General features: G+C 36.8%; 20 protein-coding genes and 3 pseudogenes. 18 read left to right on the top strand and 5 right to left on the bottom strand.

The genetic code is table 11. The annotated features are described in order from the left end of the window. From BM157_RS10605 to BM157_RS10615, 3 genes are all read left to right on the top strand, one after another. The coding region (locus tag BM157_RS10605; protein ID WP_456361694.1) for a hypothetical protein at positions 1-936 on the top strand (936 nt) is incomplete at its 5' end. A gap of 40 nt (positions 937-976) precedes the next feature. Next, positions 977-1657 carry a DUF6033 family protein gene (locus tag BM157_RS10610; RefSeq protein ID WP_090141078.1) on the top strand — a complete coding sequence of 227 codons (681 nt, stop codon included), beginning with the start codon at positions 977-979 and terminating at the stop codon, positions 1655-1657. 31 nt (positions 1658-1688) lie between these two features. Further along, positions 1689-1952, top strand: a complete 264-nt coding sequence (locus tag BM157_RS10615; protein WP_306723538.1) for an HTH domain-containing protein — start codon at positions 1689-1691, stop codon at positions 1950-1952. 121 nt (positions 1953-2073) lie between these two features. On the opposite strand, the gene BM157_RS10620 is transcribed toward BM157_RS10615, so the two are convergent. Further along, positions 2074-2313: a DUF6061 family protein gene (locus BM157_RS10620; protein WP_055232114.1), complete on the bottom strand. Its 240-nt coding sequence runs from the start codon at positions 2311-2313 to the stop codon at positions 2074-2076. Between the two features lie 474 nt (positions 2314-2787). On the opposite strand from BM157_RS10620, the gene BM157_RS10625 reads away from it, so the two are divergent. From BM157_RS10625 to BM157_RS10635, 3 genes are all read left to right on the top strand, one after another. Next, positions 2788-3189, top strand: coding sequence for an HTH domain-containing protein (locus BM157_RS10625; protein ID WP_090141081.1), 402 nt, complete (start codon positions 2788-2790; stop codon positions 3187-3189). A 5-nt stretch (positions 3190-3194) separates the two neighbouring features. Further along, positions 3195-4163 carry an IS3 family transposase gene (locus tag BM157_RS10630; protein WP_318255941.1) on the top strand — a complete coding sequence of 323 codons (969 nt, stop codon included), beginning with the start codon at positions 3195-3197 and terminating at the stop codon, positions 4161-4163. Positions 4164-4388: 225 nt separating this feature from the next. Further along, positions 4389-4685 carry a hypothetical protein gene (locus BM157_RS10635; protein ID WP_090141086.1) on the top strand — a complete coding sequence of 99 codons (297 nt, stop codon included), beginning with the start codon at positions 4389-4391 and terminating at the stop codon, positions 4683-4685. Positions 4686-4858: 173 nt separating this feature from the next. Here the strand turns inward: BM157_RS10635 and BM157_RS13255 are convergent. Beyond that, positions 4859-4978 (bottom strand): annotated as a pseudogene (locus BM157_RS13255) (relaxase/mobilization nuclease domain-containing protein); the annotation flags it as partial. 7 nt (positions 4979-4985) lie between these two features. Continuing rightward, positions 4986-5233 (bottom strand): annotated as a pseudogene (locus BM157_RS13260) (plasmid mobilization protein); the annotation flags it as partial. 259 nt (positions 5234-5492) lie between these two features. Here BM157_RS13260 and BM157_RS13065 point away from each other — a divergent pair. The 7 genes from BM157_RS13065 to BM157_RS10675 all read left to right on the top strand — a co-directional run bounded on the left by BM157_RS13065 (position 5493) and on the right by BM157_RS10675 (position 10429). Continuing rightward, positions 5493-5621 carry a hypothetical protein gene (locus tag BM157_RS13065; RefSeq protein ID WP_318255943.1) on the top strand — a complete coding sequence of 43 codons (129 nt, stop codon included), beginning with the start codon at positions 5493-5495 and terminating at the stop codon, positions 5619-5621. 148 nt (positions 5622-5769) lie between these two features. After that, complete coding sequence (locus tag BM157_RS10650) at positions 5770-6288, top strand: RNA polymerase sigma factor (protein WP_090141089.1); 519 nt, start codon at positions 5770-5772, stop codon at positions 6286-6288. After that, complete coding sequence (locus tag BM157_RS10655; RefSeq protein WP_090141091.1) at positions 6278-7039, top strand: hypothetical protein; 762 nt, start codon at positions 6278-6280, stop codon at positions 7037-7039. The genes BM157_RS10650 and BM157_RS10655 overlap by 11 nt, the downstream gene beginning before the upstream one ends. Then, the gene (locus BM157_RS10660; RefSeq protein ID WP_090141093.1) at positions 7023-7898 is read left to right on the top strand and encodes an ABC transporter ATP-binding protein; all 876 of its coding nucleotides are present in this window, start codon (positions 7023-7025) and stop codon (positions 7896-7898) included. Before BM157_RS10655 ends, BM157_RS10660 begins: the two co-directional genes overlap by 17 nt. Position 7899: 1 nt before the next feature. After that, on the top strand, positions 7900-9111 hold the full coding sequence (locus BM157_RS10665; RefSeq protein WP_090141095.1) for an ABC transporter permease subunit: 1212 nt from the start codon (positions 7900-7902) through the stop codon (positions 9109-9111). Between the two features lie 8 nt (positions 9112-9119). Further along, complete coding sequence (locus BM157_RS10670; RefSeq protein WP_090141097.1) at positions 9120-9806, top strand: M15 family metallopeptidase; 687 nt, start codon at positions 9120-9122, stop codon at positions 9804-9806. A gap of 8 nt (positions 9807-9814) precedes the next feature. Beyond that, positions 9815-10429, top strand: a complete 615-nt coding sequence (locus tag BM157_RS10675; protein WP_318255932.1) for a winged helix-turn-helix domain-containing protein — start codon at positions 9815-9817, stop codon at positions 10427-10429. Positions 10430-10854: 425 nt separating this feature from the next. On the opposite strand, the pseudogene BM157_RS13265 reads toward BM157_RS10675, so the two are convergent. Continuing rightward, a pseudogene (locus BM157_RS13265) lies at positions 10855-11010 on the bottom strand (tetratricopeptide repeat protein); the annotation flags it as partial. A gap of 366 nt (positions 11011-11376) precedes the next feature. Here BM157_RS13265 and BM157_RS10685 point away from each other — a divergent pair. Both BM157_RS10685 and BM157_RS10690 read left to right on the top strand, forming a co-directional pair. After that, on the top strand, positions 11377-11775 hold the full coding sequence (locus tag BM157_RS10685) for a hypothetical protein (RefSeq protein WP_318255934.1): 399 nt from the start codon (positions 11377-11379) through the stop codon (positions 11773-11775). A gap of 143 nt (positions 11776-11918) precedes the next feature. Then, positions 11919-12305 (top strand): hypothetical protein, encoded by a 387-nt coding sequence (locus BM157_RS10690; protein WP_022501199.1) that lies wholly within the window; start codon positions 11919-11921, stop codon positions 12303-12305. On the opposite strand, the gene BM157_RS10695 is transcribed toward BM157_RS10690, so the two are convergent. Beyond that, positions 12306-13121: a helix-turn-helix transcriptional regulator gene (locus BM157_RS10695; RefSeq protein ID WP_318255935.1), complete on the bottom strand. Its 816-nt coding sequence runs from the start codon at positions 13119-13121 to the stop codon at positions 12306-12308. It abuts the gene before it with no gap. A 263-nt stretch (positions 13122-13384) separates the two neighbouring features. Here BM157_RS10695 and BM157_RS10700 point away from each other — a divergent pair, with 263 nt between their 5' ends. The 3 genes from BM157_RS10700 (at position 13385) to BM157_RS10710 (ending at position 17557) form a co-directional block, all read left to right on the top strand. Then, positions 13385-15898: a glycoside hydrolase family 31 protein gene (locus BM157_RS10700; RefSeq protein WP_090141103.1), complete on the top strand. Its 2514-nt coding sequence runs from the start codon at positions 13385-13387 to the stop codon at positions 15896-15898. A gap of 136 nt (positions 15899-16034) precedes the next feature. Continuing rightward, the gene (locus BM157_RS10705) at positions 16035-17066 is read left to right on the top strand and encodes a TRAP transporter substrate-binding protein (protein ID WP_090141135.1); all 1032 of its coding nucleotides are present in this window, start codon (positions 16035-16037) and stop codon (positions 17064-17066) included. Positions 17067-17068: 2 nt separating this feature from the next. Further along, on the top strand, positions 17069-17557 hold the full coding sequence (locus BM157_RS10710; RefSeq protein ID WP_022501203.1) for a TRAP transporter small permease: 489 nt from the start codon (positions 17069-17071) through the stop codon (positions 17555-17557). The last annotated feature ends 1 nt before the right edge of the window (position 17558 follow it).

Raw genomic sequence — 17558 nt, forward strand, 5'->3', positions numbered from 1 at the left:
ACAGATGTAAACACAGTAAACCAGCTATTGACATATTCAAAGCAGGCAGAGGCAGGAATACACCAAAAAGCAATACAGATGTTGCTTGGAGCAGGAAATAATAAAAAACAGGACAGTTTAAGTATTTCTGATGCTGCACGAGGCTTTTCAAAGCAATCCATAGCTGCACTGATAGATAAAAATGCGAATATTTCTAACAGTGAATTAGCTTATTATTTTGCAAACTATAATAATTCAAGTGCTATTTTGGATGCAATCAATTTTGGGGAGAATGTTTCCTGTGGATATAATTCTGATTTTAAGGAGTACGGGGTTATTTCCTTTGACCTTAATGGGAGCAGACAGGTAGTACCTAATTATGCAGTACCGAAAATGAATACAAGCACCATGTCAGGCATTTGTGCTGCGAATAATTCTCTGGTACTAAGTAATAAAAGTTATTATGCATGGACAACATCAAGTGGCGGTAAATATACATGGACGGTCAATAATGGAAGAATAGGCTGGGCAGCCTCGGAATCGTTGCTTGCAGAGAATACAAATCAAAAAGGAACAAATTATAAGTGGGAAATGTGTAAGGCAGGCAATATCCTGTCTGATCTGGCACAGGGAAAGAGTGTGTGGGGGTATCTCTACAGCAATGAGGAGGTATTGTCCGTCTGTGAGAAAGTCGGGATTTCTCCGGGATTCTTTTCTATAGATGCGGGAGCAGGAAAACACACTTATTTATTGCAGGAATCAGGAAAGACCATAAATGTTGACGCAAAGATAAAACAGTTAAATGATATAAACTGGATAGAAATCGGATATAAAGAAGGAGATACGTTTTTCGTTTATGGTAAAGAGTATGCTATTGACAGCAGTGGGCATATCAATGTTTCGGCAGAAGATGAATTTACATCAACGGAAATTAAATATCCAAGTCGTTCAATATAATAAAAATTATTTTAAGTTTCAATAACAGGGAGGTAGGATTATGGCAATTACAGGTATCAATAACAGCAGTTGCACATCGTATTATGCATCAGGGTACAAGAACACGGTTAAAAAGGCAGCTTGTGATATTCAAAAAACAAAGGAAAATTCACTGGTGGGCAAAACAGAAGAGAGTCAGGAAGATTATGTAAAAAAATTGCAGGAAAAAAATCCTCAAATAGATATTGTGGCAGGAAGTTCGGATAAAAATGTAAAAACAGCTAATCGTACAGGAAAAACGGATGTGAGGATTGCTCCTGAGATTTTAAATAGGATGATGAGTAATCCAAAGGTTGCCACAAAATATGAAAATATGTTGTCAAAAATTCCAGCATTAGATAGATGGGCTGACTCAATGATTAAATCAATGACTGGTAGTGAAGTTAAGTATCGTCAGATATGGATAGATAAGGATGGTAATATGGGCTCCATGGTTATTACAGGACCAAGCGAAGAACAAAAAAGGGCTTATGAAGATAGAAAAATCGAGAAAAAGAAAGAAAATGAACAAAAACTTGTGGAACGGAGAGCTGAAAGAAAAGAGCAGATGAAGAAAATTCAGGAAGATAGACGCACAATATTTGCAATTGGTACGGATATGAAAAGCATTACAGAGAATGTTGTAGCACAGGCAGTAGGTATAGCTCCATCTATCGGAGGAAGTTGTGATGTTAAGGCATAAAAGGATTCGGTAAAAGGGAAATATCAAATTGGTGCATTGGTTGGAACTGCTTGTTTCCTATTATGGCATATCCAAGCTAACGATAGCAAAAATGGCTGGTGTTGAGGAAAATGATATTGACAGGCTTTTAGTCAATCCACCAGAAAAAGTTGAAATCGAAGTAAAGTATAAAATTGATGTGACGGTTATGGAGGGAGTATCCCAAACAATATTAAAAAAGGTAATCTTAGTGCTGTTGAAAATAAGCCGGATGATCAAGAGTAAATGTACGTTCAGATTTTCTGGGTGCTCTTGACATACCGGCTTATTTTTGCTATTAAATAAACAACGGCTTAACAACAGAAAACTGCTGTTAAGCCGCATCAATTATCATAGAAGATCTGAATTTACAGAAAAAATTTCACACCGTCGAAAAATCACCATAGTTCTAATGAATCTTCTGCATCTACCCACATCTGCATATTCCCGTCCAAATATAATCGTACATATTCAAGTGGTTCATCAATAGCAAGTGCGTTTAATGCACAGTCTGATCCGGGTGTAGTTTTTAAATTCTTTTCAGCTTCCCAGCAATCAATGCGGAGCATATAGCCAGCAGAGGTGTAAACATCAATACTATTGCGCTGTGGATTGTATTCTGCAAATATTGTTCTCATCGTATCTTATCTCTCCTTATCATTCAATCAATTATCAGTTACAAAAATCAGAAGCATTTCAATCAGTTCACCATGTCACTTTTATTTTGTGTTATACTGTTTTATAGATTTTTCTTGCCCTTGTATTTGCCCTTATCAGAGTTCGTAAACACTGATGGGACGATATAACACAAGGGAAACAATAAGGAAAAGCTCACCTGCGATAAATCCAGTGTTTTCAAGGGCTTGTGGAGAATTTAATAACAAAATATAACAGTTATTATAAAATGTACCCTATAGATTAGACAGTTTGAGTTTTAAAAAACCTTACCATTGGACAGTAAGTTTTAATGAAAACCCTTAAATCTAGACAATGAGTTTACAGGGAACCCTTAAATTCGGACATGGTTTTGATGAACCCCTTTATTTTGGACAAAATCGCTTTTTGACTCCGATTCAGATTGATATTACAATAAAAATGAATTGGAGGAAATTATGGCAAACAAAAAGTTTACAGAACAGGAAATGCTCACACTGAGAAATAGTAAATATGTATTGGATGTATCACCGAGCATTGTACATTTCTCGGCAGAATTTAAAAAACTATTTTGGGAGGAACTGTCAAAGGGCAGGCTTCCACGTGAGATTGTTTCGACTCTTGGGATAGATCCAAATATCCTGGGGGATTCCAGAATAAATGGTCTGAAAACCATGATTGGAAATGAAGTAAAAAAGGGAAATGGTTTTCGTGATCTTAACACCTATGCACAGGGCTGCAACGGATATCTTTCGGCTGAAAATCGGATAAAATATTTAGAAATGCAACTGGCATATAAAGATCAGGAGATTGAGTTTCTAAAAAAAATTGTATCTTTAAATCCGGAGGCTCCGGAATAATAAAAATACCAGCACATGCAAAGTATCAAATTATTTATGATACCGTGCAAAAAAACAATAATCTATTGAATGTAGCTGCCATGTGCGAAATTGCAGGAGTATCCCGTTCGGGATATTACCATTATCTCTCAACAGAAGACCAGCGAATGGAAAGGGAGGAACGGGACAGACAGGATTTTCTTTTGATTCTGAAAGCATACCAGTACCGAGGATATCATAAAGGTGCCCGTAGCATATATATGAGGCTGTTACACATGGAACCGCCGATAGTGATGAATATCAAAAAAATCCGGCGGCTGATGAAGAAGTACAACTTACAGTGCCCTATCCGCAAGGCAAATCCCTATCGGAGAATGGCAAAAGCAATGGCAACTGCATATACCGCACCCAATATAGTAAACCGTGAATTCGAGGAACACGGACCAAGAAAAATTCTGTTAACGGATATCACGTATATTATAAATGGAAAAGCACCCCGGTGCTATATGTCAACAATTATAGATGCCTGTACCAAGGAACTTCTGTCATGGGTTCTCAGCGAATCACTAGAAATTGATTTTGTATTAGAAACAGTAAAGCAGTTAATAGAAAAACATGGAACTGATTTAAGCACAGAAACATTAATACATAGCGATCAGGGTTCTCACTATACCAGCATTAAATTTATCCAATTGTTAAAGGATAACGAACTGAGACAGTCTATGTCACGTAGAGCAAACTGTTGGGACAATGCTCCTCAGGAATCATTCTTTGGTCATATGAAAGATGAATTAGATCTATCAGAGTGCTACGGCTATGAGGAGATATTAAACGCAGTTAGGGATTGGACAGAATATTATAATACAGAACGTTATCAATGGGACTTAGCAAGGTTGTCACCTGTTGAATATTATCAATATCTGACAACAGGAATTTATCCACTGATAATCCCTAAAGCAAAAGGTAAAAACAATCAATCAGAGGCATCACTTTGATGCCTCTACACAACAAACAAATATAAAATAGAAATCTGAAAAGGAAAAGTCATAGTGTCCTTGACAAAGGGTACACTTTATTAAATCTCTTAAAACAGGTGAAATCTCAATTCAAGTTTGTCGGAGAAACACTAATACCACACAAAACTTAATATCAACACAGCGTCAGAGCGTATGGGAAAACCTGTACGCTCTCTTTTTTTATCAAAAATTGAGGAAAATCACATGGAAGAAACAAATGTAACAATGACAACAGAGAAAACGCAGGGAGAGCCAGCTGCAAAAGAAAATGAGACAAAGGCGGAGAAGTTTATCCGTATTGGCGAGTACCGCATGAATAAGGCGGTGGATGCCATTGGCAGACTGGAAAATCTTGCGAATCGCAGTTTCTATGAATACACACAGGAACAGGTAGACGCTATGTTTCAGGCATTAGAGGTGAGGGGTGTGGAAGTTAAGGTAAGGTTTATGCCTAAGAAAGCGGCTGAGAGTAACACTTTCAGCTTTGGCATAACGGAATAGGAATGTAACGTGAAGTAAAGGAAAGGTAGTCATGTAGTGTATGTGGCTGCCTTTTTGTCGTATCTATGACAGGAAGGAGAACTGCGTGCGTGAGAAAATATGATTTTATATCGGCTCTGGAAAAAGAGACAGCAGCCGAGGTTGTCAAAAATCGTGAGGAATGGATGAAATACCTTATCACAGCGGTGAGCTTCCTCATAACTGACTTCTCCCGGAGCAAAAGCCTGTATCAGATGATAGGCTTTGTTAGGACTGTTCTCCCTGCAATGGTCAAGGGTGTACTTAAAGTCAATCGCTGCTGTTTCCGGTACTGTTTACCCGCTTTGCAATCTGATTCAGACTTGAGCTGATTCGTCCAAGCTCTGTATTATAATTTCGCAGATAACTGTAATCGACATCATACACATATCCATATAAAACCAGTTTGCGTAAGAAAGCTGACATGCTTTTCATGCCGGATGCTTTGAACTTGGTATTGAGAATGTATTGCTCATCATTACTGAGATAAAATAAAATTGCACCGGATTGGTGCGGTTTCTGTTTGCCATTGAGTCACGTCCTTTCTAAATTTGGGTACAAAAAAACTGCTGTAAAATATTCGATTTTTACAACAGTCTGTTTCATGTTTTATTTAATTTGGGGTGTAATTACCCATAGCAAGTTGTAGCAAAAACGGCAGGAAAGGTCAATGCATTTCGACGGTAAAATGAAGAATAACCGAAGAAAAATCGAGAGAGGGTTAGGGATACTTCACTATGGAAATTCAACTACATAGGCGATAGGAAAGTGTGGTGGATGTTTTTTTGAATGATAAGAACAGGATACAGTATAATGACCAGTGCAAGAAGTGTGTGTATGAATGTAAGCAGAGTTTCCGGTGCAGGATTGTGTGGTGTGGGAAGTATTACTCTAAGCGGAGAAAAAGGTAGTGTTTGATTTATTTGATATTTCTGAAAGGGGTTGAGATAAAATATTGGTTTAATAGTTTAATTCGTTTTAAGAAAAAATGAGGAATCTTTTAATCATTTTAAGTGCATAACTCGTTATTATATATATAGATATTCAATGGAAAGGAGTCTGATGCGTGTTGAGTGATGACGAATTAGTGGAACAGATTCTACTTGGAAATGAAAATGCAGCAGAAGAATTGATAAAACGCTATTATACATCTATTTTACGTTACTGTAGGTGGCATTGCTCTAATCTGGAAAAAGCAGAAGACCTGACTCAGGAAACATTTTTGAAGTTGTTTAAGAATTTATCCGGATATAAAGGGAAAAAGAAATTTAAGGCTTATCTATACACGATTGCAAATCATTTATGTATTGATGAAAGTAGGAATGTTGAGTTTTATCCATTAGAAGATGAAGAAAATATAGTGCATGAGTATAACGACATAGTTCGGCTAGAGGATAGGGCAGAGATAAGCTATTTTTTGAATTTTTTATCATCAGAACAAAGGGAAGCAGTCATTCTACGCTTTGGAGAACAACTTAGTTTTGGAGAGATTGCAAAAGTGATGGGATGCAATATGCGAACAGCACAAAGCAGGGTTCGTAATGCTTTAAAAATTATGAGAAAGGAGCAGGAAAATGAAAGATAAAAATTTAAAGGTCTATTTACAGCAATCTTTAGGAGAGGAAGTACAGCCTAAAAGATTAGAGGAAACGATTAAGCTTTGCACTGAAATTGTACGAGAACAGGAAGTGACTAGGGCAGAACCGAGGACAGGTTTCTTTCACTATCTTTCAGATGTATTTCGCTTTGAAGGTATTCCAATATTTGGTTTGCAGGCAGTAACGTTATTTATAGTTTGTTTAACAATTGCCAGCATTGCAGACGTGCCAAAGAATATACCAATTTTTATGCCGCTGTTTGTATTGGCTATCATACCAGCAATTTTTAAAAGCCAGTATTATGGAATGAGCGAGATTGAAGCGGTAACAAGAGCTTCTGGTGCCCAAATCACGTTAGCAAAGCTGGTTTTGGCTGGGGCAGCTAATTTGGTGTGTATAACAATTCTTTTGTGTATGGAAGTTTATTTGCAAAATTCTTATAAAGAGATTGGACAGATGGTTCTATACTGCCTGGTTCCGTACTTAGTGTGTATGGTTGCGTTGCTACGTTTGATCCGTTTGCAAAAGAAACAGAGTTTACAGATATGTGCGATTGTAATGCTGGGTTCCTGCATTTGTTGGGGGATGTCAGCAAGAATATTGCCATGGTTATATGAAACATCAGCAGTGGGGGTGTGGATTGTTACATTTTTGATTTTTGCTATGTTCTTTATAAATGAAATCCATTATATTGCAGAGATGAGAAAGGAAGGAAAAATGTATGGAATTGTCGCTTGATCGTTTAACAAAACAGTATGGCAGGAAAATAGCGGTAGATTGTATTAGTGCAACCTTAAAGCCGGGAGTATATGGTCTTTTGGGGGCTAACGGTGCAGGTAAAACAACATTGATGCGTATGCTATGTGCTGTTTTGGAGTCAACCTCAGGGGAGGTATTGCTGGATGGAAAAGAAGTAACTTCGATGGGGGCAGATTACCGGAATGTGTTGGGTTATTTACCACAGGATTTTGGATATTATCCAAATTATACTGCGGTGGAGTTCTTAATGTATATTGCAGCACTGAAAGGAATACCGAAGAATGTTGCAAAAAAACGTGTGACTGAATTGTTGGAAGTGGTTGATTTAAGCTATGTGGCAAACAAAAAAGTAAAAACTTTTTCTGGTGGTATGAAACAAAGAGTAGGAATTGCACAGGCGTTACTTAATAACCCGAAAATTTTGATTTTGGATGAGCCGACTGCAGGACTTGATCCGAAAGAGCGTGTCCGTTTTCGTAATCTGCTCTCAGAGTATGCAGGCGATAAAATTGTAATTCTTTCCACACATATTGTATCGGATATAGAAGCAATAGCAGATGAAGTGCTATTGATGAAAAAAGGAAAATTTGTATTGCAGGGTACGGTTCCTGAGTTGATTCACAAGGCAAATGGTAAGGTTTGGGAGCTTTCTGTTTCTCCACAAGAAGCTAGACAATGGCAGACAAAAACAACGGTTGCTAATTTACGGCACGAAGGAAAAGAAATTATATTGCGTATTATTTCAGACAATATGCCTAGTGAGCGAGCGGTTCCTTGTGAAGCTACATTGGAAGATCTTTATTTATTTTATTTTCCCACAGAGGAAGGAGTGAAATAGAATGGAACTATTTTGGTTAGAGCATAAAAAGTTATGGCGAAAGAAAATTGTTAAAATATGTGTGTTGTTGTGTTTTGTTTATTATGTAATTTTTGGAAGCATACTTTCGTTTCAATGGTTCGGTTTTGGCAGTTCAGATGACTATACAAGTGCTTTTGGCAATAATTTTGATGGATATACAGTAATAAAGGATAGTCAGGGATATGCACTTTCATTTGGTGGAGAATTGACTGATGAAACCTTGCAGCAAATAGTAAGTGATTATCAGCAAATGGAAGCTGACGGTATGGAGGAAGAACTGGAAAAGACAGACTGGCAGATAGTTAATAGTTGGCTCGGAACATTGTATCCGGAGCTTCGAGATACCAGTAATTATAAAACGATGATAAGCTATGTTGATCCGGATAAGTTAACAGGCTTCTATGAAAGAAGACAGCAGGTGCTTGATGAGTTTTTGGAGGTCAGTGGTCAGGTAGGAGCTGAAAAAGAGTTTTTACATCAGATAGAGAGAAAGGTAGAAAAACCATTTCGTTATGAGTGGGTAGAAGGCTGGTCAACGCTTCTTGGTAGTATGGTTGCGGATCTGGGAGTTGTGATGGCTTTGTTTCTCGGTATTGTTTTATCCTCTTTATTTGCGGGCGAATGGCATGATAATACAAGCACACTAGTATTGACGACTCGAAATGGCTGGGGGAAAATCGCTCTTGCCAAAATTCTTACTGGTTTAGCTTTTACAGTGGAGTTATTTGCATTACTTGCTGTTTCAAATGTTATATCACAGTTGTTTTTTATGGGAACTGCCGGATGGGATATGCCGATTCAGAATATCAAGCTGATTGCTGTTGCACCTATGAATATGCTGCAGGCAGAAATTTATGAATATGCCTTTGTACTGCTTGGAGCAATAGGTTTTGCCGGAATTGTTATGTTTATATCAGCGGCTGTAAAAAATAATGTACTTACCTTATTGCTTAGTCTGACTGTTGTATATGGACCAATGATGATTGCAGAATATCTTCCTTATGAAATGCAAAAAGCATTGGATTTAATACCATTGGTAGGAAGTTCAACAGATATTTTCAGAACTAATACTTTTAGTATTTTTGGGAAGCTTATCTGGTCACCATATCTACTTATTACAATTCCTGTCTTGATTGGTATTCTATGTATGCCATTCGCTATAAAGAGCTGGTCAAGAAGGATGAAGGCATAAATAACAATATGGCAAAGAAAAGAGATAAAAAAAATAAGTTGCGAGGGAAATGGTTGAGAGGAATTATCATAGTTTACTTGTTTTTGATACTATGTAATCTATTTCACGAATTTCCTTCAAGATTAGGGAATTTACATAGTATTCCGGTTTCGGAGGAGTGGTATTTAATTGTAGTAAACCGTTGGAATGAAATACCGGAAGATTATAGAGTGGAATTAACAGAATTATTGAATGGTCAAAAGGTGGATAGTATGATATATCCGTATTTACAAGAAATGTTTGATGCAGCAAGGAAAGATGGAATATATCCGGTTGTTCGGGAAGGCTATCGAACTTATGAAGAACAGCAGAAAATATTAGATGATAAGATAAAGGCTTATATAAATGAAGGATATTCACAGTCAAGAGCAGAAAGAACTGCTAAGGAATGGGTAGCTTTGCCCGGAACAAGTGAACACCAATTAGGCATTGCAGTCGATATTAATGCTGATAAATCAAAGAGCTCAAATGATGAGGTATATACGTGGCTTGCCGCAAATGCACATAATTATGGTTTCATATTACGGTACCCACAAGGGAAACAGGAGATTACAGGGACAAGCTATGAGCCATGGCATTATCGATATGTAGGAGTAGATGTGGCACGAGAAATTTATGAAAGAGGAATATGTCTTGAAGAATATTTTGAGCAATAGATTGGGGAGTGAGGATTATAGCTAAGTTACTGTTGCTTTCACTTGAGGAAGATGAAGAAGTAGTATTAAATGCAGTTATGTCTGCATTGAGAAGTTTTGAAAATAAAACACAGTTAAAAGAAGAAATAGCGTGTGAAAAATTAGCCTTTGCAGGAATGGAAATAGATGCATCAAAACGGTTAGTATATCGTGGTGAGAAAGAAGTAAATATTACGTTTACAGAATTTGAAATATTGCATTTATTAGCAAGGAATCCAGGCAGAGTGTTCAGCAAGGAGCAGATTTATGATATTGTCTGGAAGGAATCCTATTCCGGCGATTACAACATCATCATAAGCCATAACCGGAATATTCGGGAGAAGATAGAGGATAATCCAAGTAAGCCAATCTACATACATGTGGAGACGTGCGTTTTATTGTCCCGAAAGGCTCCAGATGCCGAAATTAAGGTAAGATTGGATATGTCGGAATTAGACATAACAAGTGCAGAAAGCAAGGCAAAAGTGCCACAAGCAGGTTTTTTTTATACAACAAAAGCTGGCATAACCGCCAGCTTTGTTACTGTTCAGAATCATCCAGATTATCTATTGCATATTCACAGCATTGAACGACTAATTGATTAAGTGAAATATTTTTATCAGAAGCCAATTTGTTTAGCTGTTCTAAAAGCTCAACAGGCAATCTAAATGTTCTGTTTTCGTATTCTTGTTTTTTAATCTTAAATTTCATATAAATCACCCAGACAAAAGGACAACCAGATTTATGAAAAAAATTATTTTCGGTGTTGTTTGTAGCAGCACAGCAACCAGAACAACCTGCTGCCACAGAACCAGAAAAACCCGCACAGGCAAATAATTGTCATTAAATATTTATCATTTGAATATATCAGATAAAAGAAAGCTGGGGTAAATGCCAGCTTTTTTAATGCCCGAAATTCCATAATACATATGCGTTGTCTGGCATATTAGATAAGAACAAATTAAAAAGGATATTGGAGGTGGATTGGATGAAATACAAGTAAATTATGCTTATTTTGTTAAAAGAACGGATAGATTTTTTCATATATTTTGAAAGCTCTTTTAAAATGTGTTTTGGCTTGTGAAAGATTGGCGGTCATCAGATAAATGGTTCCAAGGGTTTCCAGAATTTTGGCATAATCCAGATAGTCATCGGAATGGTATTCCTTGATGATGCCAGATGCTTTGAATTTGGTAGTGAGAATGTACTGCTCATCATCACTGAGATAAAATTGCACCGGATTGGTACGGTTTCGGTTTGCCATTGTGCCACGTTCTTTCTAAATTTGGGTACAAAAAAACTGCTGTAAAATGTTCGATTTTTACAACAGTCTGTTTCGTGTTTTATTCAATTTTGGGTGTAACTACCCATAGCAAATTATACAAAGACGATAGCAAAGGTTAAGGTATTCCAACGGAAAACCGAAGAAAAATCTAAAGAGGGTTAGGGATACTTCCCTATGGAAATTATTTTTCATTAGTTAAAGGTTTTTAACTTTTCCGATTTTAAAATACATGAAGACTTGCATTTAGTAGCGGCAAAGGAAGCTACTATGACAGATGAAGGAAATATTGAATATTGGTATTGTAATGCTTGTGACAGATATTACATCAGGCAGGATGGGCTTGTTGAAATTGAAAAATCACAGACTGTTATTGCAAAGCTTAAAGATACAACACCACCGGCAGATGTAACACCACCGGCAGATGTAACGCCACCGGCAGATGTAACACCACAGGAAGATATAACACCACCGGCTGATACAACATCACCAGCCGATATAACACCTGCGACCGATACGGATAAAGAAGCTAAGGCAGAAGCAGTAAAAGAACAGACTCCTGGTACGGGAGATGACAAACGTACATTAGCATGGCTTCTTATGTTTGTAATAGGAGGAGCAGGAGTAATAGTATTTGGTAAGAAAAATAAGTTTACAGATAAAATTTAAAATGGAGTAAAATAATAAATTGCTGGAATTCTGGTTCATTTATAGAATCTGAGTTCCAGCTTTTTGTATAAGACAAAAATTTTGTGTTATAATGTTTTACAGGATTTTTGATGGAATATTTATTTACGAGGAGGAAGCAAAGGGTGGATGAATTGAAGTGCAATAATTGTAAATATAAAACTAATGTATCCAATACAGAGGAAACAGGAACTGCAATATGTTCATATCCGCAAGGCGAATGGTTTGTTGTAAATGTTGAAGATAGCTGCCATTATATTCCTGAAAAAAAGGAGCTTACCTGTGGAGATTGTTCAAGACTGAATGAAGATACCGGCTGCTTTGCCTGCCAGGAAACGGATAGTGCAATGTATAATGGACATTTGTGTATTGGATTTATAGATAAAAGGGAAGAGGAATTCAACAGCATACTTATGTTTTGGAAGGTACAAGGTTTATATGACCGGGAAAAAATAAATAAATTACTAGATGATTTCGAACAGTCATATGACAGGCTTTTTAATCAGGAGTAATTAATTCTTTGCATGTAATTTCTTATACTGCGAAGGATTTACTCCGGCTATTTCTTTAAAAACGCGGTTGAAGTGTGTGAGGTTGGAAAATCCGGTCAGCGTTGCAACCTCGGTGACATTTTTATCAGTTTCCTTGAATAAACGTTCTGCGTTCATTATGCGTGTGCGTTTTATATAGTCAACAACAGTACGGTTAGTATTTTTCTTAAATTCACGACAAAGATAGTAAGTACTTATATGAAACATATCTGCAAGAACATCAAGTGATATGTCGTGTTCATAGTTGTTGTTGATATAGTTAATAATATGCGTTGTTCTGTTATGTCTTTCAATACCAATGGTGCTCTCTTTCATTCCAAGAACTGTAATAATTATAAGATTCACAAGTGCTTCCATCTGTTCCTGCTTGTATGCTGAGGCAGAGTTCTGGGCTTCAAGAAAATAGTACATAAGCCTTCTTAACTTTTTTAATGATTCAGTATCAGACTTGTATACACAGTATGAGTCTGCAAGCTTCTGCCTCAGGGCATCTGATGAAATTATGTCCGGTCTGAAATAAAGTACAATCCTTGAAAATGTGCATCCTTGTTCACTGTAGGAACGATGCATAGTCTGAGGTGGGAATATAATACAATCACCAGCCTCGGTTTTATACAATTTATCGTCTATATAGTGATATCTTTCACCATTATCTAAAAAATACAATTCATAATAATCGTGATAGTGCGAACGTGTCATATTATCGTTGACGCTGGCAGTATGTGCTGCAGCTATGGATTCACCAAGTGACATAAGGTTCTGTGCTACATCTATCATAATAATCCTCCATTCTTGTGCTGCTTCTTTGCGCATCTCAAGTTTGTGCGAAGCAATATTTATATATTTCACAACTGTATAGTTATATTTAATATATTATAAGTAGTATACAACGAAAAATTTGAAAGTGCAAGAAATGTAAAAAAACCAATTTATCCTGTCAATATCTGTATAGTTTTAATTATTGAATAGTTGTATAAATTAATTATAAACAAAACATAAACAAGAGATTATCAGATTACTGAAAGGAGATAAAAAATAATATGAGAATATGTTATAAGGCAGGAAATGTAACCTATAACACTAACTATTATTCTGTTATTACAGATTCAGTAGAAATAAGAATATGGTTTCTCACAGATGAAATAATCAGAATAAGAGCCGGCTTTGATGGAGACTGGGATGAAGCTTCATATAGTCTTGCTATGACAGCATGGGACTCAAGAACAGATGAGTTTTTAAAGGGCTATAGAAAAAGAGTTGAAGTGGCATACTCAGAGCTTGTGGATGGAACTGACAAGGCAGTTATTTGCGGAAGTAAGCTTCGTATAGAAATTGAAAAGAATCCATTCCGTATATGTGTATATGATAAAGATGGAACATTATTACACGCAGATATTACAGATCTTGCATATAGAGAGGATTCAAATAAAAGGCGGATACATACAAGCCAGATAGAGTCAGATGATTACTTTTATGGCTTTGGCGAGAAAGGGGGAGATATTAATAAGGCTGAAAAGTATATGAATATGGCTCCTGGTGATGCAATGGGCTACAATCCTAAGGAAACAGATTCATTGTATAAGCATATCCCATTTTATATAAAGCTTTCAGGCTTAACCCACAAGGCAGTTGGATATTTCTATCATACAACAGCAGAATGTGACTTTAATATGGGACGTGAAAAGAGAAATTACTGGCATCGTTACTCAAGCTTCAGATCAGATGCCGGAGATATAGATCTCTTTCTTATAGCAGGACCTTCAATAGGAGAGGTAATAAGCAGATATACAGATCTTACAGGCAAGTCAATACTTCTTCCAAAGGCAGCACTTGGATATCTTGGTTCTTCAATGTATTATCCAGAGCTTCCTAAGGATTGTGATGATGCGATACTTGAATTTATAGATACTACCAGAGAAGAAGGAATTCCTGTAGACGGCTTCCAGCTTTCATCAGGATATTGTGCAGTAGAGACAGAGCAGGGAATTAAAAGATGCAGCTTTACCTGGAATTATAAAAGATTCAAGAATCCAGAAGAATGGTTTGCAAAAATGAAGGAAAAGGGCATAGTTGTTTCGCCTAATGTTAAACCTGGAATGCTCCTGGTTCATCCGTATCTGGAGGATATGAAGAAAAAGGATATGTTTGTATATGACAGCATAAAGGATGAACCCGGTAAAGGTACATGGTGGGGTGGAACTGGAATATTTGTAGATTTCACCAAAGAGCAGACAAGAGAATACTGGAAAGAATACCTGAAAGAGGGACTTATAAAGTATGGCTGTGAATCAGTATGGAATGATAACTGTGAATATGATTCTATGGTTGATAAGGATGCAAGAGTGTATTTTGAAGGTAAAGGAAGTACTATTGGTGAGCTAAAGCCGGTAATGAGTAATATCATGTGCCAGCTCTCTAATGAGGCAGTAACGGAATATAATGAGAATATAAGACCATTTTCAGTATGCCGTTCGGGACACGCAGGTATACAAAGATATGCACAGGTGTGGGCAGGTGACAATCTTACATGCTGGGATGCATTAAAGTATAACATAGCAACTATACTTGGTATGGGACTTTCTGGCGTTGCAAATCACGGTTGTGATGTAGGTGGATTCTATGGAGAGTCACCAGAGCCTGAGCTTTTTGTAAGATGGGTGCAGAATGGTGTGTTCATGCCAAGATTTTCAATACATTCAGTAAATACTGATAATACAGTTACAGAGCCATGGATGTATAGTGGCATGAAGGATTATATTAGAACTGCAATTAAACTTAGATATTCTATGTCTCCTTATCTTTATTCGCTTGAATACAGGGCACATAAGACAGGGCTTCCTATTATGCAGCCAATGTTTATGGTATTCCAGAACGATAGTAATACATATAATGAAGGCGTGGATTTTATGTGGGGCGATTCATTACTTGTAGCAAATGTTGTAGAAAAGGGTGCAGAGATAAGAGAGGTATATTTACCTGATACAGGAGATAAAAATATACGTTTTTATGATTATTATACCAGAAACGAATATGAAGGCGGCCAGACTATAAAAGTACCTGTGGATATAAGTTCAATTCCAATGTTTATAAAGAGTGGAGCTATTATTCCGATGGCTGGTAATGAGCTTAACAATCTTATGAATGATAAGGTTGATTCACTTCATATAATAATGGCACCTGATATAGATTCTTCATTCACTATATATGATGATGATGGAAAAACTAATGATTATAAGAATGGCAGCTACTTAAAAACTGATATTAGTGTTAAAGCTGGTGCAAAGACATATATCGATTTTGAATATGAAGGCAGTTATGAGAACACAGCAGAAACAATGGAACTTGATGTGATACATAGGGAGAAAGCACCATTCTATGTACAGCTTGATGGAAAGGAAGTGCCACATTTCCTTCATAGAAGAAAATACGAGGAAAGTGACATTGGATGGTATTACAGCCAGACTAAGAAATCAGTGCAGGTAAAGTATCCTAATCCAAAGAAAAACCATCAGGTGCTTATATCATTTGAAGTCTTTGATATGATTGGAATGTAATAGCATCAGGCAAAAGCAGGCTGTTACGAAACAGGAGAAATAGTGTAATTCACAGCTTCAGGTTATTGTGCATAAGACCAGTAGCTGACATATAAAAAATGAGTGCACAGAAATGAGGTATAATATGTTGAAAAAAATGAAAAAATATATTGCTGTTTTGCTTACAGTTACACTTATATGTTCATTTGGGCTGACAGGCTGTGGAACAAATAGCGCATCAAACAGTAAGGAAGCTACCGCAGAAAATCCTATGGTATTAACGCTGGCACATGGTTTGTCAGAAAGTCATACAGTACATATAGCTATGCTGCAGTTCGCAGAAGAGGTTAAGCAGAAGACTAACGGAAGAATAATAATCAAGATATTCCCTAATGGACAGCTTGGTTCAGAGACAGAGAATCTTGAGCAGCTTCAGGCAGGTGTTATTGCTATGACAAAAGTATCAGCACCAGGTCTTGCAACATATAATGATGCTTATAATACATTTGGTCTTCCTTATATATTTAGTAATATTGATGAGTTTTATAAAATAATGGATTCTGATAAAATGCAGGATTTCTTCCTGTCATCAGAAGATGATGGATTCGTAACCTTAACATACTTTACATCAGGCTCCCGTTCATTCTACACAAAAGATAAGCCTATACGTAAGCCAGAGGATCTTAAAGGAATCAAGATACGTGTTCAGGATATGAAGTCACAGACGGATATGCTTACAGCACTTGGTGGAACACCGGTAGCAATGTCCTATGGTGACATATATACATCCCTTTCAACAGGTATTATAGATGGAACAGAGAACAATGAAACAGCGCTTACAACAGGTAAGCATGGTGAGATATGTAAGGTGTATTCGGTTGATGAGCATGCCATGATACCTGATGTTATGGTTATGAGCTCAAAGGTATGGAATAATATAGAGCCGGATGATCAGAAGATTATACTGCAGTGTGCAAAGGATGCTACACAGTCTCATAAGGTTATGTGGGATAAGGCAATAGATGAGGCAGTAGCACAGGCAAAGGATATGGGTGTTGAATTTATTTATGATGTAGATAAGGAAGCATTCAGAAGTGCAACAGCAGGTCTTGTTACCGAGTATAGAAATAAGTATACAGGTGTTGCAGCTTTACTTGACAGAATAGATGAGATAAGGAAAGGAGAGTAACTATGATTAATATACTTGTTAAAGTTAAAAATGTTATGAATAAGATATTATCAGCAGCGAGTGTTGTTCTGCTTGTGTTTATGACTTCGTTAGTATTATGGCAGGTGTTTACAAGATATGTGCTTGGCAAACCAGCAGCATTTACAGAAGAACTTGTTAAATACTCACTTATGTGGACAGCCTTTATAGGTGCTGCATATGCTTTCTTTACAAGAGACCATATGTCACTCACTATTATTAAAGATAAGCTCACAGGTAATAAACGAAAAATATTATTACTGGTTATAGATGTACTTATTCTTTTACTTGCAGTGTTCGTGTTTGTAATTGGTGGATTTAAGCTGGCAATGTCAGCAAGGGCAGAGTATTCAGCACTTCTTGGTATTCCAAGAACACTTGTATATGCGGTATCCCCTGTTTCAGGTATCTTTATAGTAGTTGCACAGATTATTAATATATATGAAGACTTAACCGGTGTTAAGGTAGAATAGG

This window comes from [Lactobacillus] rogosae (genome assembly GCA_900112995.1).
GTDB classification, from domain to species: domain Bacteria; phylum Bacillota; class Clostridia; order Lachnospirales; family Lachnospiraceae; genus Lachnospira; species Lachnospira rogosae.